Annotated in this window: 14 protein-coding genes; 9 read left to right on the top strand and 5 right to left on the bottom strand. The window is 60.5% G+C overall.

Going from position 1 to position 25,630, the window contains the following annotated elements:
• The first annotated feature begins 9 nt into the window (after positions 1–9).
• On the top strand, positions 10–1,323 hold the full coding sequence (locus ABD903_RS11280) for a M28 family metallopeptidase (RefSeq protein ID WP_345224255.1): 1,314 nt from the start codon (positions 10–12) through the stop codon (positions 1,321–1,323).
• A 201-nt stretch (positions 1,324–1,524) separates the two neighbouring features.
• On the opposite strand, the gene ABD903_RS11275 is transcribed toward ABD903_RS11280, so the two are convergent.
• Together ABD903_RS11275 and ABD903_RS11270 are read right to left on the bottom strand one after the other, a co-directional pair.
• Entirely contained in the window at positions 1,525–2,070 is a 546-nt protein-coding gene (locus ABD903_RS11275) for a hypothetical protein (protein ID WP_345224254.1), read from the bottom strand.
• A 329-nt stretch (positions 2,071–2,399) separates the two neighbouring features.
• Complete coding sequence (locus tag ABD903_RS11270) at positions 2,400–3,296, bottom strand: YicC/YloC family endoribonuclease (RefSeq protein WP_345224253.1); 897 nt, start codon at positions 3,294–3,296, stop codon at positions 2,400–2,402.
• A gap of 154 nt (positions 3,297–3,450) precedes the next feature.
• On the opposite strand from ABD903_RS11270, the gene ABD903_RS11265 reads away from it, so the two are divergent.
• The 4 genes from ABD903_RS11265 to ABD903_RS11250 all read left to right on the top strand — a co-directional run bounded on the left by ABD903_RS11265 (position 3,451) and on the right by ABD903_RS11250 (position 10,633).
• On the top strand, positions 3,451–6,246 hold the full coding sequence (locus ABD903_RS11265) for a TonB-dependent receptor (RefSeq protein WP_345224252.1): 2,796 nt from the start codon (positions 3,451–3,453) through the stop codon (positions 6,244–6,246).
• 122 nt (positions 6,247–6,368) lie between these two features.
• Positions 6,369–8,015: a T9SS type A sorting domain-containing protein gene (locus ABD903_RS11260; RefSeq protein WP_345224251.1), complete on the top strand. Its 1,647-nt coding sequence runs from the start codon at positions 6,369–6,371 to the stop codon at positions 8,013–8,015.
• A gap of 158 nt (positions 8,016–8,173) precedes the next feature.
• Positions 8,174–9,373, top strand: a complete 1,200-nt coding sequence (locus ABD903_RS11255; RefSeq protein ID WP_345224249.1) for a glycosyltransferase — start codon at positions 8,174–8,176, stop codon at positions 9,371–9,373.
• Between the two features lie 3 nt (positions 9,374–9,376).
• Positions 9,377–10,633 carry a lipopolysaccharide biosynthesis protein gene (locus ABD903_RS11250; protein WP_345224247.1) on the top strand — a complete coding sequence of 419 codons (1,257 nt, stop codon included), beginning with the start codon at positions 9,377–9,379 and terminating at the stop codon, positions 10,631–10,633.
• Positions 10,634–10,710: 77 nt separating this feature from the next.
• On the opposite strand, the gene ABD903_RS11245 is transcribed toward ABD903_RS11250, so the two are convergent.
• The gene (locus tag ABD903_RS11245; RefSeq protein WP_345224246.1) at positions 10,711–11,529 is read right to left on the bottom strand and encodes a class I SAM-dependent methyltransferase; all 819 of its coding nucleotides are present in this window, start codon (positions 11,527–11,529) and stop codon (positions 10,711–10,713) included.
• A gap of 1,487 nt (positions 11,530–13,016) precedes the next feature.
• On the opposite strand from ABD903_RS11245, the gene ABD903_RS11240 reads away from it, so the two are divergent.
• On the top strand, positions 13,017–13,526 hold the full coding sequence (locus ABD903_RS11240; RefSeq protein ID WP_345224244.1) for a T9SS type B sorting domain-containing protein: 510 nt from the start codon (positions 13,017–13,019) through the stop codon (positions 13,524–13,526).
• Positions 13,527–13,588: 62 nt separating this feature from the next.
• Positions 13,589–15,334: a T9SS type A sorting domain-containing protein gene (locus ABD903_RS11235; RefSeq protein WP_345224242.1), complete on the top strand. Its 1,746-nt coding sequence runs from the start codon at positions 13,589–13,591 to the stop codon at positions 15,332–15,334.
• Positions 15,335–15,422: 88 nt separating this feature from the next.
• Here ABD903_RS11235 and ABD903_RS11230 read toward each other — a convergent pair whose 3' ends face one another.
• Positions 15,423–16,415, bottom strand: a complete 993-nt coding sequence (locus tag ABD903_RS11230; protein WP_345224240.1) for an AAA family ATPase — start codon at positions 16,413–16,415, stop codon at positions 15,423–15,425.
• 163 nt (positions 16,416–16,578) lie between these two features.
• Positions 16,579–23,928 (bottom strand): beta strand repeat-containing protein, encoded by a 7,350-nt coding sequence (locus tag ABD903_RS11225; protein WP_345224238.1) that lies wholly within the window; start codon positions 23,926–23,928, stop codon positions 16,579–16,581.
• Between the two features lie 425 nt (positions 23,929–24,353).
• On the opposite strand from ABD903_RS11225, the gene xrtX reads away from it, so the two are divergent.
• Positions 24,354–24,887, top strand: coding sequence for an exosortase X (gene xrtX, locus ABD903_RS11220; RefSeq protein ID WP_425555460.1), 534 nt, complete (start codon positions 24,354–24,356; stop codon positions 24,885–24,887).
• Positions 24,888–24,890: 3 nt separating this feature from the next.
• Complete coding sequence (locus tag ABD903_RS11215) at positions 24,891–25,409, top strand: XrtX-associated membrane protein (RefSeq protein ID WP_345224234.1); 519 nt, start codon at positions 24,891–24,893, stop codon at positions 25,407–25,409.
• Positions 25,410–25,630 lie beyond the last annotated feature (221 nt).

Genomic DNA, 25,630 nt, shown 5'->3' with positions numbered 1-25,630 from the left:
GCGAGGGTAATGACGGGCTCCGCTACTTTTCGCTTGGCCGCCCTGGGCCTGTTGCTCAGCTTGCCTTTAGCCGAGCCGCTAACAGCGTCTGCCCAAGACCTCGACCGAGTCCGGCGAACCATCAATCAACTAAGCAGCCCCGCTTTGCACGGCCGTGGCTACGTGCAGGGCGGTGCCAACAAAGCAGCCCGTCTACTTGCCCAGCGGTTCGCCCAAATCGGCCTCATCCCTTTGGCTCCCGATTTCCGGCAGCCTTTCCCGCTCACCGTAAACACCTTTCCCGGCAAGCTAAGCCTGCGGTTCGACGGCCAGCAATTGCGCCCCGGGCATGATTTCATTGCCGAGCCGGAGTCGGGCGGAGGCAAGGTGAGCGGCCCGGTTGCGCTCTTCGATACGCTGATTTTCAGCAACGAAGCCGCAGGCCGGCGTTTTTTGCAACAGCCCTTGCAAAATCACGTGCTGGTACTGCGGCAGCGGGATGCTGAGCGGCTTCGCACGCTGCCCGAGGTGTTTATGCGGCATGTAGCCACGGCACGTGCCCGCATTACGCTGGTGCCTAACAAGCTGACCGCCTCCCTTGCCGACTACCAGGCCACGCAGCCACAATTGCAGGTTCTGGCCGAGCGGTGGCCCCAAACCGCGCCGCGTCAGATTGCCATTACCGTAGAAGCGGTTCTAGCCGCTAACTACACCACGCAGAATGTAATAGGATATCTGCGCGGCACCGCGCAGCCCGATTCTTTTCTGGTAGTAACTGCCCATTACGACCACCTGGGCCGCATGGGCAAGCGTGCGTATTTCCCAGGTGCCAACGATAATGCCAGCGGTACAGCCATGCTGCTGGAGTTGGCCGAACATTTCGCAAAGCCTGAAAATCGTCCTGCCTACTCTATTGCTTTTCTGGCTTTTGGGGCCGAAGAAGCAGGTCTTATTGGCTCGCGCTATTTCGTGCAGCACCCACTTATTCCCCTTGCACAAATCCGCTTCCTGCTTAATCTCGACCTAGAAGGCACTGGCCAGGATGGCGCTACGGTTGTGAACGGCCGCATTCACGAGCGGGCTTATCAGCAATTGGTACAGCTTAATGAAACCGGTCGATACTTACCCGCATTAGCCGCCCGCGGACGCTCGGCCAACTCCGACCACGCTCCGTTTTCCGAAGCCGGAGTGCCCGCGTTCTTCCTTTACCTACGCGGCCAGCCCACCTTCTACCACGACGTACTCGACCGCAGCGAAACACTTCCGCTCACGGGTTTTCCAGGCATATACAAATTGCTGCTCGATTTCCTGAGGCTACAGGGAGCAAGTTCCCCGTCCAAGTAACACCAAAACAGAGTACCTGTATCTTTTAGTCTTCCCTGCAGAAGGCGGTTCTCAGGCAGCATTCGTGTATCCAAGGACCTAAGCTGGTAGCGAGGTTAACCGCCCCGATGAAATAGCTGTAAAACAATCATCCCGGAATCTTCTGAGGTGGATCAGAAAATTCCGGGATGAGGTAAAAACGACGAGTTGGCGACTCGTCGCTTAGCTGTTCGTACGGAAAGAGCCCATTACTTGTTTGGCTACCGTTTCCCACTCCGGCTTCTGACGGTCGGGGCACGAGAAGGTGCACATCAGCAGGCGGTCTTCTACGTCGGTAAAGAAAATCAGGGTGTACATCTGGTGGCCCAGTTCCGGCTTCATCATCTCAATGAAACCTACTTTGCGGCCGTTCACCTCTTTCACACCATCGGCGAAGAAAGTCGCGTCGGGGTATTGCTTCTTGTACGTCTTCACGAAGTTCTGAGCGTACATGGGTACCATGTCCTGATCGGCGGTATTGTCCGTGTACGTGAACGAAAGGCTGGCGTGCGACGCATTGGTGTAGATGACGCTGGGACGGCTCTGCGCTTTCGCGTACAGGAAATCCATCTGTTGCTCACTCATTACCTCAAAGCCCTTCGGAATCAAAATTTCGACCCGTTCGCTAAGCACACGCTTTTTGACCAGCTCCACTTCGGCGAAAGGCCGAGCTGCCATCAGCAACACCGCAACGAGGCAGTACACAGGGGCGAGTAGAACGTTTTTCATGGTCGTAACTGAAAGAGGTGAAGTTTAATCTTGTTATCGTACCCAAATGCGCAGAGGCATTCTGTTTGGATAACACAATTTAGAGACAATTTCTGAAACACCAACACTTTGCTTAAAAAATTGTTCGAACGCCCCAATGGAGATGGTCCGAACAGCTTACTAAGCTTCGTATCAGCGCTTTGTTGAGCTGTGAGAATTCAGAGTAAAAAGTAATTTCTATTATAAACATTGCCATAAAGCTATGCCAAAGTTTACAGAAAATGTACAATTACTAAATTCTCTCGACTCCTGTTTTAACCCTACGAGACCCAGCCGGCTTCGGTTTGTGCTTAGAGAATATTGTTGAGCTGCTCTTTGATCTTCTCAAGCTCTTCCTTCATGCTCACAACCAAATGCTGGACCACGGAGTCGTTGGCTTTCGACCCGATGGTATTGATTTCGCGGCCGATTTCCTGTGATATGAAAGCTAATTTCTTGCCAGTTGGCTCGGGCAGATGCACCGTTTCGGTGAAGTAGTGCAAATGGCTGACCAACCGCACTTTTTCCTCGGCAATGTCAAGTTTCTCGATATAATATAAGAGTTCTTGCTCAAAACGGTTGGCGTTGAATTGTTCGCTCTGGCTTAGCTCACTGAGATGCTCACGCAGGCGTTGGCGCACGTTATCCAAGCGGTTGGGGTCGTGGCGCTCCACATCGGCCAGCAAAATGCGAATGCGGTCGATATAAGTCAGAATTTCGGTGGTCAGGGTTTGGCCTTCGGTCCGGCGAAAATCGAGGGTGCGGTCCAGGGCCTCCTGCACAAGCGGCAATAATTCGTCCCAGGTAAGCGGGGCCTCTTCTTCGGAGGGCGCGGCGGCTTCGGAGGGCGACTGCACCACACCGGGCAGGCGCAGGGCCAGCTCCAGCAGATTGTCAGTATTCGCGCCTAGCTCCGTAGCGGCAGCTTGCAGCTCCTGGTAGGCGGCGGTTAGGGCTTCGCGGTTCAGCACGGCCCGGGCACCACGCTGCGCCAAGGCGCGGGTGAGGTCGACGTTAATATTAACCTTGCCGCGGACCAATTGCCGGGCTATGAGGTTACGCAGTTCCAGCTCGTGCGCGGCCATGGTGCGGGGAAGGCGCAGGGTAAGGTCGAGGCCTTTGGAATTCAGGGAACGGATTTCCACTGATAACGAATACGACTCGGTTTCGCGCTGGGCGACACCGTAGCCGGTCATGGACTGGAGCATAGGTAAGGGGGCAGGGCCGTAAAAGGCGGCGCAAAAGTAAGGGGTGAGGGCAAAAGTTCAGGTAGCTGAACAGCGCATAACATAAGCATAATCCGGGCTTCATGCTGACGTAACAGGGCCAAAATAGCTTTGCAGCGTCAATCAAAGTACGCGTATGACCCGCTCTTTTCTTCTGCTTGTAACTCTGTTAATCAGTACGTTGTGTTGGGGCCAACAGGGCTCCATTGTGGGCAAGGTACTGGACAAAAAAACCGGTGAAGCCGTGATTGGCGCCACCGTGGTGGTGGAAGGAACGACCCAGGCGGCCCCGGTAGAAGTGGATGGCAGCTACGAGCTGAAGCTCCCGGCGGGCACCTATAATATTCTGATGACCTACATCAGCTACAAGCCGGCCCGGTTTGCGGGCGTGGTGGTAACGGCCGGGCAGAAAACTACCCTGAACGGCACGATGGAGGAAAACACCACCGAACTGAAGGAGGTAACCGTAACCGGCCAGAAGCAAACCGGCACCGAGGTGGCCCTGATTCAGGATTTGCGCAAGAGCGAGGTGGTGGTTAGCGGCATGAGTAACGACCAGATTGTGAAAACCCTGGACCGCGACGCAGCCGAAGTGGTCAAGCGCATTCCGGGTGTGACCATCCAGAACAACAACTTTATCGTGATTCGCGGTTTGGCCGAGCGTTACAATACGGTAATGCTAAACGATGCCCTCACGCCCTCGGCAGAGGTGGATACCCGCTCGTTCTCGTTCGACATTCTGCCCTCGTCGGTTATCGACCGCGTGCTGATTTTCAAGTCCGGCTCACCGGAGCTGCCGGGCGAGTTTGGTGGCGGCGTGGTGAAGGTGTACACCAAGAACTCGGTGCTGGACAACAGCAGCAGCCTGACGGTATCGGGCTGGGCGCGCTCGGGCACCACTTTTAAAGGTGGCTACCAGGAAAGCAACCCCAGCAGAACCGACTGGCTGGGTTTCGACAGCGGCGACCGGCAGCTGCCCGGCAACGTGGGCGAAGCAACTGGCCCGTTGCGCAACCAGTGGACGCCCACCATCTCGAAAGCCAACCCCGACTTGCGCGTGTCATTGGGTTTGAACCGCCGGTTTGAGGTGGGCTCGGCCTACATCAGCAACGTCACGTCAGTTTCTTATTCCAACACCCGTGAGCAGTACCAGCAGCTGCGCCAGCGCGCCGGAGCCTACGATTCCCTCGAGAAGAAATACCCGCTGCAATACAGCTACAACGACACCCGTTCCCTGACGGCCGTACGCCTGGGAGTTATTCACAACTGGCAGGTACGCCTTAACGACCGGAACCGCATCGAGCTGCGCAATTTCTTGAACCAGTACGGTACCGATGAGGTAATTAACCGCTCGGGGGTGGACAAAATAGAGCAGCAGGAACGCAACGACCATGCCCTGCACTACCAGAGCCGCACCATTTACTCGGGGCAGTTGCAAGGCACACACGATTTGGGCGCTACCGGCCGCAGCACCGTAACCTGGATGGGCGGCTACAACCACGTGTACCGCGACGAGCCCGACTACAGCCGCTACCGCTCCATTCGGCCGGAAGAATCCACGCGGCCGTTCTACGTGGTGGTGCCCAACGGCGCCAACCCCTTCGATGCCAGCCGCTTTTTCTCCGAGCTGAAGGAAAACACCTACACCGGCAGCGGCCAGTGGGAGCAGCGCCTGCGGGGCCGCGACACCACCCAAGCCAACGAGTACAAGTTGCGGGCTGGTTTTTACGCCGAGCGCAAAGAACGCAGCTACGGCCAGCGGTACTTCTCCTATATGAAGAGCAACGAACGAGTGTTCGACGCCCGCCCCGACCGCGACGCCATTCTCACGCAGCCCATTGACCGAATTTTTGCGCCCGAAAACCTGGACCCGGTAAACGGTTTCCGCCTGGACGAAGGCCGCGGCAACGAGTCGTACAACGCCGAAAACACCTTGCTGGCCGGCTACGTGGGCATGGTGGCGCCCGTTTCCGACAAGCTTAACTTTTCAGGTGGCGTGCGCCTGGAGCACAACCGCCGCTTCTTGAGCAACGCCGACGAGCCCAACCTCTACAAGGAAATTCGGACCATTCCGCTGCCTTCGCTGAACGCTACTTACAATTTTAACCTGCGCTCCATGCTGCGCCTGGGCGGCAGCATTTCAGTGAACCGGCCGGAGTTCCGGGAAATCGCGCCCCGGTCTATTACTTACTTCGACTTCGCCAACAACGCCGTTATTACCGGTAACCCGGACCTGCGCACGGCCACTATTTACAACTCCGACTTGCGCTACGAGTTCTACCCCACCAAGGCGGAAATGCTGTCGGTAGGCGTGTTTTACAAGCAATTCCGCAACGCCATCGAGCAAACAACGCAGTCGGTAGGCACGTCGCAGCTTTACCTGACTTACCAGAACGCAGCCCGCGCCTATGACCTGGGCGTGGAAGTGGAAGCCCGCAAAACCTTCGCCGAAATCAGCGGCAACGCTTTCCTGCAACGCATGGGCGTGGTGCTGAACGCCTCGCTGATCCGGAGCCGCGTGAACTTAGCCGAAACCGCCGAAAACATGGGCTTCGCTCTTTTTGACCGGCCCCTGCAGGGCCAGGCACCCTACGTGGTGAACACCGGCCTATTTTACCAAGATGACGACCGAAAATGGCAGGTATCGGCTCAGTATAACGTGGTGGGCCAGCGCCTGAGCTTCGTGGGCGACCAGACCCAGAATTACTCGGTGATAGAAATGCCGCGCCACGTGGTGGACCTGGCCCTGACCAAAGGCTTTGGCAAGCACCTGCAGTTGCGGGCCGGCATGCAGGATGCCTTTAACCAACGCTTCCGCTACTACTACGACCTGAACCGCGACGGCAAGATTACCGACGAAGAGCCGCGCGTATCGTTCAACAACTACCTGCGCGGCCGCTATTCTACCCTGGGACTCACCTACAACTTTTAGGCAGTGAACAATAAGGTAACACCGCGCTAACGAAACCATAACGCCTACCCTGCCGGGGTAGGCGTTTTGCGTTCAGACCTTCGCAGCGTCGAATCCGAACATCTTTTCCATTCTCATACCCGATGAAAAAGCTTCTACTTCCTGCCCTGCTTGCCTGCACTGTTGCGGTGGCCACGCCGGCCACTTCGGCGCTGGCCCAAACCACTTGCCCGGTTGCTCCGGCGGCCATTACGGTTTCGGGTTCCATCACCAGCAACACCACCTGGACCAGCAACAACGTGTACCTGCTCAGCGGTTTTGTGTACGTGGAAAGCGGTGCGGTGCTTACCATTCAGCCGGGCACCATCATTAAGGGCGATAAGCAGAGCAAAGGCACGCTGATTGTGAAGCAGGGCGGCCGCATTGAGGCCAACGGCACAGCAACGCAGCCCATCGTGTTTACCTCGAACGAGCCGGCTGGGCAGCGCGCCCGCGGCGACTGGGGCGGCCTCATTCTCTGCGGCCGGGCGCCGGTTAACCAAGCCGGTACGCCCACCATTGAGGGCGGCGTGCAGGCTGTGTACGGCGGCACCGACCCCAACGACAATTCCGGAACCCTACGCTACGTGCGCATTGAGTTTCCGGGCATTGCTTTCCAGCCGAACTCCGAAATTAACGGCCTGACCATGGGCGGCGTGGGCGCGGGCACCACCATCGATTACGTGCAGGTAGCCTACTGCGGCGACGACTCCTTCGAGTGGTTTGGCGGCACTGTAAACGCCAAGCACCTGGTGGCCATTGCCGCCACCGACGACGACTTCGACACCGATTTTGGCTTCCAGGGCAAGATTCAGTACGGCCTCATCATCCGCGACCCCAACTCCGCCGACGTATCGGGCTCCACGGCTTTCGAATCGGATAACGACGCGCAAGGCTCCACGCTGAACCCGCGCACGGCCCCGGTTTTCTCCAACGTAACGGCTATCCTACCGAACCCAATCGGCGCCACGGCCAACTTCACCCGGGCCATGCACCTGCGCCGCAACACCCAGATTTCCATCTTCAACTCGGTGCTGTCGGGCTGGCCCCAAGGCCTTACGTTAGACGGTACGGCCGTACAGGCCAACGCCACCGCAGGCACGCTGGTGCTGAAGAACAACGTACTGGCCGGCATGACCACGCCGTACTCGCAGCAGTCAGGCGGCACGTACGATGTGGCGGGTTTCTGGACGAGCAACGCCAACACCACCTACGCCAGCACCAACGACCTGAACCTGGACGCCAATTACTTCCGCTTCCAACAGGACAACATCCCGACCCTTACCCTACCGGCCAACTCGCCGCTGGTAACCGGTGCCGCCTTCGCCGATGCCAAACTGGCCGGCGGGTTCTTTGATAACGTAGCGTACCGCGGCGCGTTCGGCCCGGCCGGCACCGCCAACTGGGCCGCGGGCTGGACCAACTTCAACCCGCAGATTACCTGCTACAACCGTCCGGGCCTGACGCTGACCAGCAAGCCCGCCAACGACCAGGTACAAGGCCTGAGCGTGTTCCCGAATCCCACGGCCGGCGCTGCCACCCTCTCGTTTGAGCTGCGCCGCGCCGGCACCGCCACCGTCCGTGTCATCGACGCCACGGGCCGCGAGGTTGCCGTGGTGAAAGCCGCCGCGAAACTGACCGCCGGCGCCCAGCAAATTATGCTGCCCGCTTCGCTGCAAGCCGGCTTGTACACGGCCACGGTGCAAACCGAAGAAACCACGCAGGCCGTGCGCTTTGTGGTTAGCCAATAACCTTACTGCTTATCGGCTAACCCCGCTATTATTACGTTAACGCATCGGCCCGCTCCCACTTAGGGACGGGCCGATGTATGTTTAAAGCACCAGTACGCGCCGGAATGCCGTAGTTTGCGGTTTCGCGGCGCCGTTCGCCGCGCCTGGTATTGCCCCCTATGACGCTGCCCCGCGTGCTGATGCTGCCCAAGTGGTACCCGAATCGTTACGACGACCAGGACGGCGACTTTGTGCAACGCCATGTGGCCGCCATTGCGCCGCACGCGCAGGTGGCGGTGCTGTTTGCCACCGTAGCGCGCGGCCCGCTGCCGCGCTTGGCCGTGTACGACGCCGACTGGCAAGCCGCCGTACCCACGCTGCGCTACTACTACCGCGCCCGCCCCACCGGAGTGGCTCCGCTCGATAAGCTGCTGAAGCTGCTGCTGTATTTCGGCTGCGTAGCCCACGGCTACACGCGCCTGCGCCGCCGCTGGGGCCGGCCACAGCTGGTGCATGTGCACGTGCTGTTGCGCACCGGGGTGGCGGCCTGGCTGCTGAAGCTGCTGCAAGGCATTCCGTACGTGGTTACCGAACACTGGACGCTATACCTACCCCCGAACGCGCACCGCATCGGCTGGTTACGGCACCGGCTGACGGCTTTCATAGTGCGCCAAGCCCACGCCCTGCACACTGTTTCCGCCGACTTAGCGGCGGCCCTGAACCGCTTAGGCGCCACCAATCCCACCACGGCCATCATTCCCAACGTGGTGGATACGGAGCTGTTTCGTCCGGCTTCAACTGTTCCGCAGCAAGGCTACCGACTACTGAACGTGGCGGCCTTTAACGAAGCAGCAAAAAACCTGAGTGGCTTGCTGCGCGTGGTGGCCCGCCTGCGGCTTCGCTTCCCCCAACTCACCCTGCGCGTGGCCGGCTACGGCCCCGACGAAGCTCGACTCCGGGAGTTGGCGCAGGAGCTGGGCGTGCTTAGCAACGGCACCATTCAGTTTCTGGGCAAGCTCAACCACGCTGCCGTAGCCGCCGAAATGCAGCAGGCCGATGCTTTCGTGCTCTTCAGCAATTACGAAAACCTACCCTGCGTGCTCATTGAAGCCCAAGCCAGCGGCCTGCCCGCCGTTGCCACCCGCGTGGGCGGCGTACCCGAGCTGCTGCCCGGCCACGACGGCCGCGGCCGCCTGGTTCCGCCCGGCAACGAAGCGGCCCTCGAACAGGCACTGGAAGAGTTGCTGAGCCAGCCGCGCCCCCTGCCCGCACAGCTGCGGGAACAGGCCGTAGCCCGGTTTGGCGTTGTCGCGGTGGGCCGGCAATTTGCGGCTATGTACACCGGGATACTCGGCGGTTCCGTTTCCGCTTTGCATTAAGCTATGCTGCGCCGCCTGGTTCACACATTTACCGCCCGCCTGGGCATTGCTTTGCTCAACTTTGTGGTGGTGCTGATAACGGCCCGCTTTCTGGGTGCCGCCGGGCGCGGGCAGGTTAGCTTGTTTGTGACCGACATAGCCTTGCTGCTGCTGTTTATTGGGCTGCTGGGCGGCTCTTCCCTGATTTACCTAGGGGCGCGGCGCAACTTGTGGCACCTGCTGGTACCGGCAGCGACTTGGGCTACCGTGGTATGCTTGCTGGGCTCGGCCGGGATATGGATATGGCGGCATCCTTCGCCTACTTATATGGCGCATTTATTGGCCATTGCGTGGCTGCAGGCAGGGTTTTCTATCACTACTGCGTTACTGCTGTCGCGGCGCAAAGAACAAACGTTTAACCTGCTGAACATCGCCCAGGCCGGCTTGCTGGCCGGGGGGCTGTGGCTGGTGCTAACCGTTTTGAACGAGCGCACCGTGGCCGCGTACTGGTGGGTGTGCTACCCGGCCTACGGCTTCCCGCTGCTGGTAAGCGCGGCCTTGCTGCTACAAACTCCCGACCGACTGGCCCGCGGCCTTGGCTGGCGGGCTGCCGCCCGCGAGTTGGCCCGGCACAGCCGCAGTGCCCACTTCTCGAACATTCTCTCCTTCCTGAACTACCGGGTCAGCTACTACTTTCTGGCAGCCTGGGCTGGGCCCGAAGCCGTAGGCGTGTTATCGGTGGGAACGGCGCTGGCCGAGGCCATTTGGCTGATTCCGCGCTCAGCGGCGCAAGTACAGTACCTGGACTTAGTGCACGCCACCGATAAACAAGCCGAAGCCCTTGCCACAACGCGCACGGCCCGCCTGGCCCTGCTGGCCACCGGCGCTGCGGTTCTGGTACTGGTGGCCTTACCAGCCAAAATATTGGCGGGCATTTTCGGCCCTGAGTTTGATGCTGCCCGGCCCATTATTCTTTTGTTGGCGCCTGGTACCCTGGCCATCAGCCTAACCATGCTGGTGAGCAGCTACTTTGCCGGCTTGGCCCGGTACCGCATTAACAACCTGGCCCAAACCGTGGGCCTGGCGGTTACGCTGGCAGCCTGCGGACTGTTGATTCCGCGCTACGGCGCCCCGGGGGCTGCTTTGGCCACTACGCTCTCGTACCTCGCCTCCACGGGGTATTTGCTGTGGCAGTTTCGGCGCGCCTCGGGTTTGGGGTTGAGACAGTTTGTTCCGCGCTGGCGAGAGGCAATAAACTGGCGGCAACTCCTGGGTAAGTAGCGGACCTCTGAATTAGGCGGCCTTTAGCATATTTCGTTAACCGGGAAAGCGCTTAAGCACCAAGTTTAATGGGCTGCTCACCGCAAGGGCTGCACGTGTACCGCAAAAGCCGGCTCCGGAGCGGCATTGGGCTGATGCGCCGCTGAAGGAAGCGCAACCGGGCTATACAAAGCGCATAACGTATTGCGTACGGCGTACAAATGGCCTTTTGCGGTGCTTGGCAAGCCGTCGAGCAGGCCGGCCAGCACCTCCCAGCGCGGCTCTCCCGGCTGCCGCGAGGCATCATGCCACACCACCACCGACTGCGGGTGCAGCAGCTCGGCAAATACGCGCTCGGTGTCGCGGCGCACAGCTTCGTAGCGGTGGTCCCCGTCGATAAAAACCACATCGAAAGGGCCGAGGCCGGCGAAGTCGAACGCGGCAGAGTTGCCGTGCAGGTGCGTTACGTTGGGCAAAGGCCGCGAGAAATGTCCGTGCAAATCAATGTACCCCTCAGACATGCCCAACTGCCGCAACTCCTGAGCCGAAAGGTTAAGCGTGTGCACACTGGTGGCTACTTCGGCTACTGCGGCAGCGCTTTCCCCACGCCACGTGCCTATCTCGAAGTACCGGCAATTGGGTTTTTGCCGAGCCAAAGCGCGCAGCAGCAGCAAATCGGTGGGCAGGGAGCCGCCGCCGCCAAAGGCAAAGGGCCGCACGGTGTCGCCGGTGGGCGGCAGCAGGTGCGTTAGCGGAGTTTCGGGCAGGCCGTACTCGCCTACTTGCCAGCGGGCGGTGTGGCGCTGCGCTTGCTGCTGCCAACTGCTGGTATCGGCGGCCAGCACGTGGTTTAGCAACCAAGGGTTGCGGGCTATGCTGCCGAGGGCGCGCAGGGTTTTGGCAATGGGGTTAGGCATAGCTTGCAACTTGAGACGCCAAGGGCGGCTCCTGCCTGCAAAGTACCAGCACAAAAATGTAATAAACCCATCTTGTCACATATGTAAGTTTTTCACCCATTCATTTACCATATCAATATTCTTTCATACAGCCTATTAACCTGATACTTACCGAATCTATTCATTTCACCCGTATGAGAAATTTTCTACTGGTTTTACTAATCTTGTTCGCCTGCCTTGCGCACCCCGCAATAGCGCAGAAGGAATTCAATGTGTGGACCTTTGGCAATGGCGCCTCTTTCGATTTCAACACGGTACCGCCTAATACAACACTGACGTGTAACCGTAACATCAACAGTATTCCGCCAGCCAGCATTGCCGATAAAAATGGCCAGTTGCTTTTTTATACCAATGGGCACTTGGTTTACAACCGGCTGCACCGGGCAATGAGTCAGGGCTGGATCGGAGCTACCACTTCACCGGTTGATACTTCCTCCAATTGGCCTGCCTTGATCGTGCCCGCTCCGGGCAAGCTATTTCAGTATTACATATTCAATGTGTACCGCCCTGGCCCACCTGGTCAGGGTGTTGAAGGGTACTTTGGTATGAGGCTCCATTACGCCATGGTGGATATGCAGCTAAATGGTGGCTTGGGCGGCGTAGTCGAACGGCACGTCAAGTTAGCTCAAACCGACAACCCGGCCATGGTAGCAGTACGGCACACCAACGGTCGGGACTTCTGGCTGATTTGCCGGGAACGAACTACTCGATCGTTTCTGGCCTACCTAATCACGCCGAATGGGCCGCAGCCCCAGCCCGTTCAGTCAGCGCAGGTACAATCCGGGTATGCTGCCGGTGGCCTCAGCGGTTCCCCCGACGGAAAATGGCTTGTGAGCGGCGGAATTTTGCCTACTTCGACAACTCCCCCACTCGCTCGTCACGGGATGTTTCTGTATCGGTTCGATGCAGCGACCGGCCATGTTTCTTCCGAGCAAACGCTTCATTTATCGAATCCTAAAGGTTTTTTTGTTCCTTCTACCACCCGTCCCGACGTACCTTTCTACGATCCAAGAACGAAAAATTCTTGCTTCTCGCCGAACAGCCAAATAGTTTACACAACGGAGGACGACATTGAGAAACCAAACACCGATTTTTACAGCCGTTACGATATCTTTCAGTATAATCTGGCTCTGCCCACTCCCGCTCTGATTGCCGCTTCGCGGCGGCGCCTTACCTCCTTCCATCACGCTGGCCAAGACCCGTATCTACGCGACTCCGTCGTGTATTTCACGGGCCTGCAACTTACTCCACAGGGCACGATTGTGGTAGCCGATGGGCAGAACTGGCAGCCAAACTCTGATTCCACAGCCCCGTTTATTCACGAGGCAGCGCTTATAGCTCAGCCAAACGTATACGGTCCTAATTGCCAGTTCCGGCGCCGGGCTTACCCTTATGCGCCCGGACGGGTTTCCATATCTTTTGACTTTCCCAACGTCATTCCTAGCCTTATGTACGCTCAGCCTGCGTTTGGCTACGAGCAGAACACCTGCCCCGGCGACACGGTACGCTTTTGGGCCAGCGGCGCGGGGGGCGGGCCGTTGCGCTGGGATTTTGATGACCCGGCGTCGGGCGCGGCCAATAATGCTACCGGCCCTTATCCGGTTCACACTTACGTCAACGGCGGCCGCTATACCGTGCGCCTGACCCTCGCCGATGGCCGCCTGCTAACCCAGGCTGTTGATGTAGCCGCTCCGCTACTGCGCCTGACCAACACCAATATCTTTACCCCCAACGACGACGGCCTGAACGACACTTTTGAGCCCGTACGCCACCCCTTACCGGGCCTGCGCCTACGCGTGTTCAACGCCTGGGGCCGCTTGATGCACGACGGCTACGACCCCACCGGCCGCTGGAACGGCGCCGGCCAGCCCGCCGGCGTGTACTACTACCAACTGGATTACCCCGACTGCCGGGGCCAGTTGCGCCACCACAAAAGCACTGTTACGCTCGTGCGGTAGGCTTTCCTTGGTTACAAGGCCCAGCCGGGCGCTGGTCTTCTCCTGTTACTTTCTCCCCATTTATGATCCGATTCTTTACCCTCTGCCTCCTGCTGCCGGCGCTACTTGGCTTCCGCTCTCTTCAGGCCCAAGGCTCCTACGCGCTGCTACCGACCCAAGGGCCGCCCAACTTCTCCACCTCCAGCCGGGGCCCCGACGTGTCCAAGAACTTTCACCGCGCCGTGGTCATTTACCCGGCGGCCGATATTCAGGGCGTGGCGCCAGGCACTAGCTTCGTTTCGCTGAGTTTTCAGCTGCGCGCACCCGCGCCCACGGCTGCCACGGGGCAACTGCGCGTGTGGATGCGCCGCACTACCGACCCCGATTACAGCTTAGCCCCAGACTGGGCCTACCTACTGCAGCTGCCAGCCGCATTCACCTTGGTGTACGACGGCCCGCTAACGGTGCCGGCTGTGGCAGGTTGGTTCGACATTCAACTGCAAACTCCGTTTGGCTACACCGCAGGCGAAGGGCTGTACCTGGCCTACGAATGGGTAGCCAATACCACCGCCCCCGCGCCGGCGGCCTACGAGTGCAATGCGCTTCGGACCCAAAGCCTGCGGGCCGAAACCGGCACCACGGCCGCTCCCCCGCAACTAAACCAGGCTAGCAACTTTCGCCCGGTTATTCGACTGGGCTACAGCACGCCCGCCCGCGACGCGGCCGTGGTACGGGTGTTCAGCCCCGGCACTATGCCGCTGCAAGGCTGCGTGAGCCCCTACCCGGTGCAGGCGCTGGTGCGTAACGTGGGCACACTGCCGCTGCAAAACCTCCCCGTTACGCTCACGGCTACCGGCAGCGCCACGGGTAGCCTTACGGTAACGGTGCCGCTGCTGGCGCCGGGTGCCAGCACCACTGTATACCTGCCGGGTTTGGCGCCCACCCGGTTGGGCCGGGCTTATTTAAAAGTGGACCTGCCCGCCGACGACAACGCCGCCAACAACCAGGCCCAGGACTCTACGCTGGTCACGCCGCGCGCACTTACCTTTGCCACCGGCACGCCCACGCTTGCCACGCCCTTTTCCACCGGCAGCGCGGGCTTCGACCGCACGGCCGGCACCTTGTTATGCCGCTTCCCGCTTACGGCTCCGGCCCTGGTGAGCAGCGTACGGCTACACGTAGAGCGGGGCCCCGGCCGGACCAGTGAGGGGAACACCGTGTTTGCCGTGTTGCTCGACGAGCGAGGCTGCCTGCTGGCCCGTTCCGCCGACCTTCTTATCCCCGTCGGCGCCTCCAGCGGCTGGCGCGACTTCCCGCTGCCCGCCCCCACGCTGGTGCGCGGCCGGGCCTTTTTTGCGGGACTCGCCCAAACCGTGCCCGTCAACAACGGCCCGCGCTACTACCCCCTGGGCTTGCAGGACGAGGCCCCGCTGCGCGACAGCACCTACTACTCCGTGGTCGGCGACTCAGCCCTGACTGGCCTAAAGGCGCCTACGGAACTGCGCACGTTGGGCCGCTTCTTAATAGAAGTCCTACTCGAAAGCGCTCCGCTGGCTACGCAGGGCCCGCGGGCTCTGGCCGGTTTCGAACTGTACCCCAACCCCGCCCGCAACCGGGTTACGCTGCGCTGGCCGGCAGCCGGCACCGTGCCTTCCCACGCGGAATTGCTGGACCTGACGGGGCGCCGGGTAGCACGCCTGCCGCTGCCTCGCGGCCACGCTAGCGGCACCGCGCTGGACTTGCCAGCGTCGCTGCCGGCGGGCACTTATCTGATGCGCCTGGTTTCGCCGGCCAATACCTTTCGCACCCAGCGGCTGGTGGTAGAGTGATTCAATGATCGGATGAGCGAATGAATGACTGATCGGATAGCCGAAACGACATTAGCTCATCCGATCATTCATTCATTCCGTCATTGATTCAGCTGATCGGCACCTTGCGCAGAATGGCCTCAATCAGGTCCTGCGTGCGCACGCCGTCGGCTTCGGCTTCGTAGGTGAGCATAATGCGGTGGTTGAGCACGTCGGCGGCCACTTCCTTGATGTCTTCGGGCAGCACGTAGTCGCGCTCGTCGAGGAAAGCCACGGCGCGGGCGGCCCGGTGAATGGCAATGCTGGCACGGGGGCTCACGCCGTACTGCACGTAGGGGGCGTAATCGGCCAGGTCGTACTCGCCGGGCTTGCGGGTAGCGAAGACCAACTCGATGATGTATTTCTCCAGCGTATCGGAAATTTGCACCTGATTGATCAGGCCCCGAATACCGAATATGTCTTCCTTGCTGAGTACGGCTTGCACGTCGCTGGCGTAGCTGAGGTTGGCCATGCGGCGCATTACCTCCAGCTCCTCGGCCTTCTTGAGGTAGTCGACGTACACTTTCATCATGAAACGGTCTACCTGGGCTTCGGGCAAGGGGTAGGTGCCCTCCTGCTCCACGGGATTTTGGGTGGCCAGCACCAAAAAAGGAAGGTCGAGCGGGTATGTGGTGTCGCCGATGGTGACCTGCTTTTCCTGCATGGCCTCGAGCAAGGCGCTCTGAACCTTAGCCGGCGAACGGTTCACCTCGTCGGCCAGTACCAGGTTGGCGAAAATGGGGCCTTTTTTTACCTCGAAATCCGACTGCGACTGGTTGTAAATCATGGTGCCTACCAGATCGGAAGGCAACAGGTCGGGGGTGAACTGCACGCGCTGAAAGTGCAGCCGCAGCACCTGTGCCAAGGTGCTAATGGTAAGTGTTTTGGCCAGACCCGGCACGCCTTCGAGCAGGATATGGCCACCGGTAAACAGGCCGATGAGCAGACGGTTGAGCATGTACTGCTGTCCGACTACCACCTTCCCGACTTCGGCCGAAACCTGCCGAATTTTCTGTTGGTAGTGCTGAACGAGGTCGGCAGAGGAAGCAGTAGAAGGGAGCATAACAGCAAGAAACAACGGCAAGCTAAAGGTACAAGACTTCATTTGCTTATTGCGGCTCATGCATTCGGCCCTGCTCTCTTTGTCGGCGGCGGTGCTTCTGCCCCTAACAAAAAAGCCCCGCCGGCAACTGCCAGCGGGGCTTTTTGAACTACGTATTGCCGCGTTACTGGCGCACGAGGCGGCGGGTGTCGGAGCCGCCCTCGGTGGTGAGGCGCAGCAGGTACACGCCCGTGGGCTGGGCCGAGAGGTCCAGGGCCAGGCGCGTGGTGCCGGCCGCCAGCACCTGGCGGTAGACCACGCGGCCCGTGGCGTCGAGCACCGTCAACTCGGCCGGCTTCCGGTAGCCGCTCAGCTCGAGCGTGGCCTTGCCGTCGGTCGTGGGCGTGGGGTATACCTGCAGGCTGGTGCCCGCCAACGGCTTAGCCGTAGCAGTTACCGTGAGCGGCAGCGAAGCTTGCGAAGCGCAGCCGGTGGCGTTGGTCACCACCACGGTGTAGGCGCCGGGCTGGGTGCCGCCCTGGGCCGTGTAGGTCGGGGCCGTGGCGCCGGCAATGGGGGCGCCGTTCAGGAGCCACTGGTTGCCCGTGGCGCTGCTGCTGGTCAACACCGCCGTGCCCGGCGTGGTGTATTGCACGCTCACCGTGGGACGAACCGGCGTCGGGTTCACCGTCACCGCTACCGTGGCCGTGGCCGAGCAGCCGCCGGCGTTGGTTACGGTCAGGGTGTAGGTTTGGGTGGTGGGCGCGGTGCCGGTGTTGGTCAGCGTTACCGTGGGCTGGGCCGCGGTGGCGCTGCTCAGGCCGGTGGCCGGGCTCCATTGGTAGGTGGCGCCGGTCACGGCCGCCGTGCCCAGTTGGGCCGAAGCACCCGAACAGAACGCTACAGCAGCACCCGCGTTAGCCACCGCTGCGGGGCTGATGGTTACGGTGGCCGTGCTCGTGGCCGCCGCGCAGCCGCCGCTGGCGGCAATGGTGTTGGTCACGGTGTAGGTGCCGGCCGTGGACGTGGCCAGGTTAATGGCACCCGTGGTGGCATTGAGCGTCAAACCGGTCGTCGAGGAGAACGTGCCGGCCGAGGCGCCCGTCCCGAAGGCGGGCGCAACGCTGCCGGTAGCCCCGGCGCAATACGTGCCCGTAGCGTAGCTGAACGCCGCCAGCGGAGCCGTAGTCACGGTTACCGTAGCCGTAGCCGTAGCCGGACAGGTTGTGCCAGCGGTGTAGGTCACGGTGTACGTGCCGGGCGTGGAGGAACTCAGGTTGATGGCACCCGTGGTGGCGTTCAGGCTCAGGCCGGTGGTGGAGCTGAAGCTGCCGCCCGTCGTGCCCGTCACCATCGGTGTGGGGTTCGTGCCGCTGACGCAGTACGTGCCCGCTGCATAGCTAAAGGCCGCCGAAGCCGCCGGTGCAACAGTGACGGTAGTAGTGGAAGTAACCGGAGCACAACCGCCGGCCGTAACCGTATTGGTTACGGTGTAAGTACCCGCTACCGACGTAGCCAGGTCGATTACGCCCGTGGTGGCATTCAGCGTCAGGCCGGTCGTCGAGGAGAACGTGCCGGCTGTGGCGCCCGTGCCCAGCGTGGGGGTTACGGTGTTGGCCGAACCAGCACAGTACGTACCCGTGCTCGGGTAGCTGAAGCTGGCCAGCGGAGCCGCCGTAATTGTTAGTACCACCTGCGCTGTTGCGGCCGTGCAAACTGCTGGGCCGGAAGAAGTCAGCGTGAGGGTTACCGAGCCCGCGGCTATGTCAGCAGCCGAAGGTGTGTACGTGGCGTTCAGCGTGGTGGCGTTGGGCGAGAAGGTGCCCGTGCCGCTGCTGGTGTACGTTCCGCCGGTAGCCGAGCCACCTACCGTACCCGCCAACTGGAAGGGTGAGTTGCTGCAGGTGGTTGCCGTGGCGGCAGGCAGGCTGGCGGTAGGCGTGGCCGACACGTTCACCTGAATTGGGGTGCGCGTGCCCACGCACATCGTTGATACCTGCCAGTTGTAGAAGTAGTAGTAAGTGGTGGAAGTGGGGTTGGTGAGGTAGCCCCCGGTGATGCTTATGTTGCCGCTGGGTGAGTTGTACGGGAACCCGCCAACCGCCGATTCGCGCACCATGGCGGGGCTGCTGATGGCCATCAGGCGCAGGCCGGTGCCAGCCGGAATATTAAATTTCAGCGGAATACGGAAGGCCGTGGTACCCGTACCTGCCGGAATAGCTACGCTGGTGGTGAGGCCGGGAATCAGCGTGCCGGTGTTATCCTGCACCTGCACCACCAGAGTGCCGGCAGCACCTGCGGGGTACACATCCACCGAGTCAAGCATGAACGACGAATTGGCGTTAAACACCAAACCGTAACCTGCGGCCGTGGTGTTGCTGGTTCCCACCGGAGCCGGACGGCCCACGGTTTCGGAGCCGCCGCTGGTGGCTTCCACGAAGTACTGCCGCGAAGCCGTGAGGGCCGGCGTGGTAAACGTAGCACCCGTAGCCGTGGCGGTAGAAGCCAAGGCCGTACCGCCTGTGGCGGTTTCAAAGAAGCGCAACGTGGTACCGGCCGAAGCAGTGGCGGTGAGCGTAGCCGTGCCGCCTTCGCAAATGGCTACCGGGGTGTTGGTGCCGGTTACCTGCGGGTTGTTCACGGTTACGGTTACCACGTTCGACGTCGCCACGTTCGTGTTGCAGCTCGTGCGGGCCCGGAAATACGTGGTTTGCGTCAGGACCGGAGTAGTAAACGTAGCACTGGTAGCGCCGCTGATGTCCGTGAAGGTCACGTTATCGGTGCTTTGCTGCAGCTGGATGCTGCCGTTAGCCGAACCGGTAAGGGTCAGATTGGCTGTACCGCTCACGCAGATAGAGCCCGTGCTTACGGCCAGTGTACCGGCTACCGGGGCCACCACAGTGCGTGTGGGAGCCGGAGTCAGCACGTCGTTGGCGTTATTCACGTCGCCTTGCACCGTGGCCGTAATGGCAAAGGAATACGTTCCCACGGCCGTCATGTCCAGGGTGCCGGGCAGGGTTACGTTTTGCGTAGCGCCGCTGGCCAGCGTGCCCGTATTCACCGTGGTGGTGAAGGTTTGGGCAGTGCCGCTGGGCGGCGTAACCACCACCGTTACCGTAGCGGGAGTGGCGGCCAGGTCGAGGGCAGCGCCCCCAATCGTGCGAATGGTTACAGTTACAGGTTCGGCCGGACCGTAGCAGGCGCTGGTTACCGCAGGGCTAACCAAGGCCACCGGGGCCAGATCGGCCGTTTGTGGCAGGGCAAACTCATCGGATCCGATATCGGGCGTAGTGGCCGAGCGGGTTTCGCCGTCGTAATCGATAGTAACACCGGCCAGTGGCGTGGCGGTGTTGTTCAGGTCCACAACGGAGGTAACGTGCAGATCGGTAGCCGAGGTGAACTGCGGATTAACCGATACCGAGTTGGCATCCTGCGTAGTGGCGGTGCGCACATCGGCCAACGTGGCCCGGTCGCTTACAATGTAGGCCAGCACGCCGTTGGCGCCGCTCACGAAATAGTCGTTGTGGTTCACGGTGCCAAAGCTGGCGGCCGTGGTAGCATACAGCGCGTAGCTCTTGGTGCCCGTGCCGCCGGTCAGCGTGTTCACCAGAATGTTGTTGCGCAAGTCCAGACCCGTTACCGAGTTGGTGGTAACAATCAGGGCCGCGCTCAGGTCGCTGGTGGTGGTATTCGTGAAAGCGCCCGTCAGGTTTACCGAGTTGTAGTACACCTTAGTGCCCGTGCCGCCCGCCAGCCGAATGCCGAAGGGGTTAAACGAGGTGGAAGTACCGTCGCCGTCGGTGATGATATCCGAAATCATGTTGTTGCTGATTTCGGTACCGGTCAGGGCTGTGGTGCTCGAGAGGTTAATGCCGTACGCACCGTAGCCGCTGGTGCTGGTGGAACGCAGGTTGCTGATGTAGTTGCGGCTGATAACGGCGTTCGACACGTTCGCGCCCAAATCAATGGCCGCAATGTTAATCGAACTGGTGGTTTGCATGCCTACCACGCGGTTTCGGCTGAGTTGCGGGGCCGTAGCGGCCACCACGTCAATGCCGCGGAAGGTAACAGTGGTAGCGGCCGTAGCGCCCCCGATTTCGTTACCCGTTACCTGCAAGCCATCAAGCAGCCCAGCAGTAGTACCCCGAGCGTGGATGCCCGAGTAAGCCGTGCTCACGACGTTGTTTTGAATAACCAGGTTATCGTTGTCGGCGCCGGTACCGCTGGTGCTCAGGGTGGTGCCCGCCGCATAAATACCGAAGGCAGTGCTGCTGCTTACGCTGCCGCCCACCACGTTCAGGTTTTTGATAGTGATGTTGGTGGCACCGGCCGCGTCGCCGAGGCTGCCCACCCATACCACCGCCGAAGCACCGGTATTGGTGCTGGTCAGCGTCAGGTCGCGGGTAGTGGTACCGGCCGCCGAGCCGTCGAGCGTGATGTAGTCGGCGCCGTTGAGCTGAATAACGGCGCTGGCCGCGCTGCTGCCCGTAATGCTGGCCGTTACGCCCGTATTGGGCTTAATGGTGAGCGTGTTGGTGGCGCTGGCACCGGCGTTGGCGTTAAACACTACCGGGAATGTTTCGCCCGTGGTAGCCGAGTAGGCCGCATCCAGCAGCGCGAAGGTTACCGCGCCGCCCAGGTTATTGTTGTTGTAAGCAGCTGCCGCTTCCGTGAGGGTGACGTATGTACGAGCCGGAACGGGCGAGGTGCCCGTGCCCACGTAGTACGTGCCGCTGAGGGCACCCTGTATAAAGAACTGATTGGGCGTACCGCTGAACGTGGTGCCGGGAGGGTTGTTGCCCGAGGCGCCCACCGGGCTGCTGCTGGTGGTTTGGGCTCCTGCGTTGTCCTGAGCCGCTACGTAATACTGAATTACATCGAAGCTCGAAATGCCGCCGATGGCCGCGAAATCGAAGGTGAAGGTGTACACGTTGCCGCTCACGCTCGTGGCATTCACGAAAGCGTAAGCTCCGCTGTTGCCTTTGCGGAAGTACAAGCGGGGGGCGTTAGCGCCCGTGGCCACGCCGCTGGCGTCGGTAATGGTTACGTCCAGCGTGCGGTTGGCCGTGCTGTTGGTGTTGCCGATCGCCGTGTAGGTAATGGTCGGACCGCTCAAATCCTGGGGCGTGAAGGTGCCCTCGTCGGCCCCGATATCTGGAGTCGTGGCGTTGCGCGTGTCGTTATCGAAATCGGTGGTGATGCCGCTGATGGCCTGCCCACCCGATTCTACCTGCGTGGCCGTGGCCGGGTTAATGTGCAGGAACGTGGCGTCGGCCCCGTTGGTGCTCAGCAGCGCCACGTCTTCCGTTACCGAAGCCGATTCGCGTGAGGCCACAAAGCTTTTGTAAGCAGCAATGGTCTGCTGGGCGTTGGTGGCAGTGCTGGTTCCCTCCACGTAAATCAGGTTCGTGGCGGAGGGCGTACCGGCGTAGTACAGGTTGTTATTGGTGGTGGCCGCCAGGTTGGCCGGAACCGTGCCGGCCGTGCCTGAGCTGCGGCGCAGGGCTGCCGTGTAGCCGCCCGTGCCCACAGCCGTCGACTTGTTCACCACAATATTGTTGCGGGCGTCCAGCGTGGTGGTAGTCGAGTTCAGGTACAGGCCCGAGGTACCAAACGTGGCGCCTGTGCTCTGCGCATTCAGATAGATGGTGTTGAAATACGCGTTTACGGCCGTGCTGCCCGCTACCTGTACGCCGTTAATGGACAGCAAACCCGTGGCTGCCGGCGTACGCAGGTCCCCAATCAGGTTGTTGGCCACCGTGTAGGTGCCGCCGGCCGAAATCAGAAGGCCGGTTACGGAAGCTCCCGCGCCCGATGCGCTCAGGTCGTAGATTTTGTTGCGCGCAATCAGGGTGTTGGGCCCGCCGCCGCTTGGTACGCTGATGCCTAATACGGTGCCGCTGCCGGCGCTGATGCTCAGGCCGCCAATGACGTTGCCCGTGAGCGTCTGCACGTTGGCGCTGCCGTTGTTGCTGGTCAGAATGCCACGGATAACGCTGCTGGTGGAAGTGCTCGTTCCGCTGATGCTCAGCCCCGTAATGGTGTTGTTGGTCAGGGTTTCGAGCACAGTGGAAGAGGCCGTGCTGTTCAGGCCCACCAGCGTACCCGTCGACGTGGAAGTACCCGAGGTGACGATGGTATTGTTGGTAATGGTATTGCCCGTCATGGTGGTGCTGGCCGTGCCCGTGGTGATGCACAGCAGCGAGGTGCCGGCCGTGGTGCCACTGGGGGTTTTGCCGTTGCCGCTGATGACGTTGTTGTTGATATTAACCACCACCGAAGGGGTCGTGGCGGTGTGGGCTATCAGCGTCATGGTACCGGTACCCGGCATCACGTTGTTGGTAATGGTGTTGTTACTCAGGTTTACCGTGGCGGCCGTGGCCGAGTTGGTAATGCCCGTGAAGGCGCCCGTGGTGGCCGTGGCGTAGGTGCAGCCCGTCACCGTGTTGCCCGTAATGTTCACCGTGTTGCCGGCCGCCGTGTTGCCCGCGCCGTTGTCGATGCCCACCATGAGGCTGGTGGTGGCGCCGCTGGCCAGCGTGATGGTGTTGTTGGTGATGTCGATGTTGGCCGAAGTACCCGAGGGGGTGTTGATGCCGCGCAGCGTGCTGGTTACCGTGGAAGCGGCCGCCGGCGTAGAGGCCGTGGCCGAGGTGTAGTTCAGCGTGCTGTTAATGGTGTTGCCGCTGATCTTGAACCCAACCTGGTTCGAGCCGCCCACACCCCAGTTCGTGGAGGAGCTGCCGAAGTTGCCCACGGTGTTGCCGGCCGTTACGCCAATCTCGTTGCCGCTATCGGCAAAGCCCGTCGCCGAGCTTCCCGTCAGCTGAATGCCCGTGGCGGCGTTGGTCACCACGTTGCCGAAAAACTTGTTGTTGGAGTTGGTGCCGGTGGCATTGGTCACGGTCAGCGCCGTGGTGGCCGTTACCAGCGAGTTAGCCCCGAAAATCCCGATGCTGTTGGCGTTGGTCTTGTTCAGCGTCACCACGCAGTTCTTCACCACGTTGTTCTGGCAGCCATCCGTAGCCGAGGCTTTGAACAAGGCATAGCCGAATTCCATTTGCGCGGCCGCAGCCGTATTGGCCGCGTTTTCCGCCAGATCAATGCCATCGAAGGTCACGTAATCCGAGCCTACCAGCTTAATGATGCCGTCCAGCGTGGTGCTGGTGCTGCCCGTGGCCGCCGTTACCAGCGGGTTGGCCCCGCTGCCGGTTTTCTGAAATACGATGGGGTTTGCAGCCGTGCCCGTAGCAGTAATCTGCAGGTTGGCGGCCGTTTCGGTGTAGCCCGCCGCAATGTTGAACGTAACGCCTCCGGCGCCCACACCAGCGGTGTTCAGGTCGGTTATGGCGGCGCTCAGCGAGGTGTAGTCGCCGGGAATGGTTTTGGTGCCCGTTAGCTGCGCCCAGGCCGACGAGCTGCTCAGCAGCACCAACAGCACAGCCGTTAGTAGCCGCAGGGGCCCGTTACCTGTTCGAGGTGGAGCGAACTGAACGGACCCGATGGGCCCTGCAGTACGTAAAAGTGTGTGCATGAAATAGGGGTATGGGTGGAAAAGAGAACTTGGCGCAAACAGCCCGCTTACGGTCAAAGGCAATGGGCACCATGCTTTCGGCTGTTCCTAACAGCCGTTCCGCAAACCACACATTCACAAAAGACAAGAAGGCGCCGGGCAAACAAGCCGGTCGGGCAATCAGCTCAGAAAAATAGGGAATGAATCTGGATAAATGACTACTTACCCGGCCAAGGATAAGTCTTTATGGACCAACGCATCGGCGCCGTTCCAGGGCAGTGCCTGCAGCAGATTATATCTGACCAGGACTTGTGCGCCGAAACCGGATATCTGCTACCCTTACTTCGAATAATAATGCGGCCTCGCATCATCGTGTGAGGCACCGCAGTAGCGCGGTAAGGCGGCAGCGTCGTACCTTACCGACTCTAATTCTGCTTACTCCGCTTATGAACGCTGTGGCCCTGCCCGCCCCCGCCCTGCGCCGCTTTTTGGTAGTGGCCGGCGCGCTGTATCTCGTGTGGTTTTTCGGCTACGAGCAGTGGCTGGCTCCCGACGGCCGCCTCGACGCGGCCCTCTGCAACCACATTGCTAGCACTTCGGGCTCCGCACTCCGCGCTATGGGTTTTGATGCCTCCCTGCCGCAACCCACCTGGCTGGCGGTAGAAGGCCGTCCGGCGGTTATCGTGGGTGCGCCCTGCAACGGGCTGGTGCTGTATGCCCTGTTTACCGGCTTTATTATAGCTTTTCCCGGTCCCTGGCGCCACAAGCTGGTCTACATTCCGTTGGGCATCGGGCTTATTTTCCTGCTGAACATCGGGCGGGTAGTAGCCCTGGCGCTCAACCAGCATTACGCGCACCAAAGCGTCGATTTCAATCATCACTACACGTTCTCATTTGTGGTGTACGGGTTTATCTTCTACCTCTGGATGCGTTGGGTTCGGCGCTACACTCCCTCGGACGCCCCCACGGCCGCCGCTTAGCACATGTCCGCCATTTTTTCTTCAGACCGCCTGCGCTGGCTTTTGATAGCGAGCATCGTGTTGTTGCTTTTCCTGATGGGCCAGTACGATGAGCGGGTATTTGCTCTGCTCACCCGTGGCTGGCTGGCCGTTTTTCAAGCCCTGGGCCTCGATGGCGTACTGCAGCGCGTGCAGCAGGGCATTAGCGGCCAGGTAACGGGACGCAGTTTGCCAGCTGTGGTCAGTTACAGCTTGGTGTACACCAGCGCCTGCCTGCTGCTGCTCTGGTTGGTGCTGCGCACGCCCGCTCGCCTGCGCATGGCCCTGCTGCTTTACGGCCTGGTGTTTTGTGCCTGCCTGGTGCTGCTGCTGGGCGGCAAGCTGGCCGGCGACGTGCAGTGGAGCTACCGCCTGGGTCGCCGGCTAATCGATTTCATTGTCTCGCCGCTGCCGGTGCTGGTACTTGGGCCATTGCTTTGGAGCTACGGTCCCCCAGATGCTCCCCCAACCCTACCCCTGCCTCCCAACGAGCCCGCGCTGTAAGCGCGGGCTTTGTTCTTTAATACGCTTTGTTCAGCCCTATTTTGTAATTAATTCACTTTTATGCTGGATTTAAAAGCGACTTTGAATACCTTGAGGTATTGGTTCCCCCTAACCATCCTGAAGTGACCTATTAAATAGGCTAGTGGTGGTCGGCTCCCGGTGCAGCAATGTTCCGGCTGTGGTGTGTTGAAGGCGTTTACCCGAGTTTCCCGCGGACGATA

The sequence above is a fragment of the Hymenobacter koreensis genome (assembly GCF_039541855.1).
In the GTDB taxonomy this organism is placed as follows: domain Bacteria; phylum Bacteroidota; class Bacteroidia; order Cytophagales; family Hymenobacteraceae; genus Solirubrum; species Solirubrum koreensis.
The sequence above is the reverse complement of the archived record's forward strand: the minus strand, read 5'-3'. Positions and strand labels throughout refer to the sequence as shown.

Bases quoted from the DNA above. Each gene is read 5' to 3' on its own strand.
- ABD903_RS11280 (WP_345224255.1), top strand. From the start codon at position 10: ATGACGGGCTCCGCTACTTTTCGCTTGGCCGCCCTGGGCCTGTTGCTC.
- ABD903_RS11275 (WP_345224254.1), bottom strand. From the start codon at position 2,070: ATGAAAAACGTTCTACTCGCCCCTGTGTACTGCCTCGTTGCGGTGTTG.
- ABD903_RS11270 (WP_345224253.1), bottom strand. From the start codon at position 3,296: ATGCTCCAGTCCATGACCGGCTACGGTGTCGCCCAGCGCGAAACCGAG.
- ABD903_RS11265 (WP_345224252.1), top strand. From the start codon at position 3,451: ATGACCCGCTCTTTTCTTCTGCTTGTAACTCTGTTAATCAGTACGTTG.
- ABD903_RS11260 (WP_345224251.1), top strand. From the start codon at position 6,369: ATGAAAAAGCTTCTACTTCCTGCCCTGCTTGCCTGCACTGTTGCGGTG.
- ABD903_RS11255 (WP_345224249.1), top strand. From the start codon at position 8,174: ATGACGCTGCCCCGCGTGCTGATGCTGCCCAAGTGGTACCCGAATCGT.
- ABD903_RS11250 (WP_345224247.1), top strand. From the start codon at position 9,377: ATGCTGCGCCGCCTGGTTCACACATTTACCGCCCGCCTGGGCATTGCT.
- ABD903_RS11245 (WP_345224246.1), bottom strand. From the start codon at position 11,529: ATGCCTAACCCCATTGCCAAAACCCTGCGCGCCCTCGGCAGCATAGCC.
- ABD903_RS11240 (WP_345224244.1), top strand. From the start codon at position 13,017: ATGTACGCTCAGCCTGCGTTTGGCTACGAGCAGAACACCTGCCCCGGC.
- ABD903_RS11235 (WP_345224242.1), top strand. From the start codon at position 13,589: ATGATCCGATTCTTTACCCTCTGCCTCCTGCTGCCGGCGCTACTTGGC.
- ABD903_RS11230 (WP_345224240.1), bottom strand. From the start codon at position 16,415: ATGCTCCCTTCTACTGCTTCCTCTGCCGACCTCGTTCAGCACTACCAA.
- ABD903_RS11225 (WP_345224238.1), bottom strand. From the start codon at position 23,928: ATGCACACACTTTTACGTACTGCAGGGCCCATCGGGTCCGTTCAGTTC.
- xrtX (WP_425555460.1), top strand. From the start codon at position 24,354: ATGAACGCTGTGGCCCTGCCCGCCCCCGCCCTGCGCCGCTTTTTGGTA.
- ABD903_RS11215 (WP_345224234.1), top strand. From the start codon at position 24,891: ATGTCCGCCATTTTTTCTTCAGACCGCCTGCGCTGGCTTTTGATAGCG.